The following is a 1,360-nucleotide window of genomic DNA, read 5'->3' as shown; positions in this document are numbered from 1 at the left end:
CCCCCGGCGCAACAGGCGCTGGCGAAAGCCGCCCTGACGTACCGCTTCGGGGAAGAGCACCAGCCGGTCACTGAAACACAGGTGCTTGCCCCGCGCCGCTGGCAGGACGATAAACACGACCTGTGGACCGTCTTTAACCGGCTGCAGGAGAACCTCAAAAAAGGTGGTCTGGCCGGCCGGACGGCACAGGGGAAACGCAGCCACACCCGGGCCGTCAACGGTATCGACGGGGACCTGAAGCTCAACAGGGCGTTATGGGTAATGGCCGAAGAGCTGCAGCAGGCCCTGGGCTGATGCGCCACGTTCCTGCGAATGCCCGCCAGGCATCGGTCTGGCCGGTCTCCCTGCAGAGCCCGCCGGTTCAGACTTTCACTCAACTCACTGTTTTAAATCACTTTAAGGAATCATCATGAACATCGTGCACATCACTGACAGCAATACAGCGGACGTTCAGGGCACCACGCCGGCTGAAGCCGCTACCCTGCAGGCCACCCCGGTCCCCGATGAACAGCGTATTACCTTCTGGCCGCAGCACTTCGGTGGTATTGCGCAGTGGATACTGCTCGAACCCCGCATCTTCGCCCGGATGGACCGGCTGTGTGAGGACTACTGCGGCGGTGTCTGGCAGTTCTACACGCTGAGCAACGGCGGCACGTTTATGGCCCCGGAGCCGGAAGACGGTAATGAGGATAAATGGACGCTGTTTAATGACATGAACGGCAACGGCGCGGACATGAGCGCGGAGGCCGCCGGGATTGCCGCCTGCCTGCTGGAATACAGCCACCATGCCTGCCGTACGGAATGCGATGCCATAACCGCGCATTATTACCGCCTGCGGGACTACGCGCTGGCGCATCCTGAATGCCGCGCCATCATGCATATCATCGACTGAGGGAAGCCACCATGGAACAACAACTTCCGCTGTTTGCCCGGGCACTCCCTCCGGCAGAGCAGCAGACCATCCGGCAGGCTTTAGCCCTGCTGGAGAGCCAGTTACGCGAGCCCGGCGCGTCATTTACTTCCGTGTATGCCGCCCGCGACTGGCTGCGCCTGCAGCTTGCCTCACTGGAGCGCGAAGAGTTTGTCGTGCTCTTTCTGGATAATCAACACCGCCTGATAGCCCATGAAACGCTGTTCACCGGCACCCTCAGCCATACGGAGGTCCATCCCCGTGAAGTAGTGAAGGCTGCGCTGAAACATAACGCTGCCGCCGTACTCGTCGGCCACTGCCACCCGTCAGGCCTGGCGGAGCCCAGCCAGGCTGACCGTCGCCTCACGGAACGTCTTAAACAGGCGCTGGACCTGGTGGATATTCGTCTGCTGGACCACCTGGTGGTCGGTGGGATGAGCATCGTCTCTC

3 protein-coding genes are annotated in these 1,360 nt (G+C 61.4%); all 3 read left to right on the top strand.

Annotation, left to right across the window (positions count from 1 at the left end):
• Window positions 1–294 (top strand): DUF932 domain-containing protein (locus tag ACU8YC_RS24890; RefSeq protein ID WP_446895943.1); only part of this gene is annotated, 294 nt, incomplete at its 5' end.
• 115 nt (window positions 295–409) lie between these two features.
• The gene (locus ACU8YC_RS24885) at window positions 410–892 is read left to right on the top strand and encodes an antirestriction protein (RefSeq protein ID WP_446895942.1); all 483 of its coding nucleotides are present in this window, start codon (window positions 410–412) and stop codon (window positions 890–892) included.
• Window positions 893–903: 11 nt separating this feature from the next.
• Window positions 904–1,360, top strand: a 457-nt coding sequence (radC, locus tag ACU8YC_RS24880; RefSeq protein ID WP_446895941.1) for a RadC family protein, incomplete at its 3' end; no start/stop codon positions are given.

This window comes from Citrobacter sp. VF227 (assembly GCF_052950715.1).
The sequence above is the reverse complement of the archived record's forward strand: the minus strand, read 5'-3'. Positions and strand labels throughout refer to the sequence as shown.

Bases quoted from the DNA above. Each gene is read 5' to 3' on its own strand.
- ACU8YC_RS24885 (WP_446895942.1), top strand. From the start codon at position 410: ATGAACATCGTGCACATCACTGACAGCAATACAGCGGACGTTCAGGGC.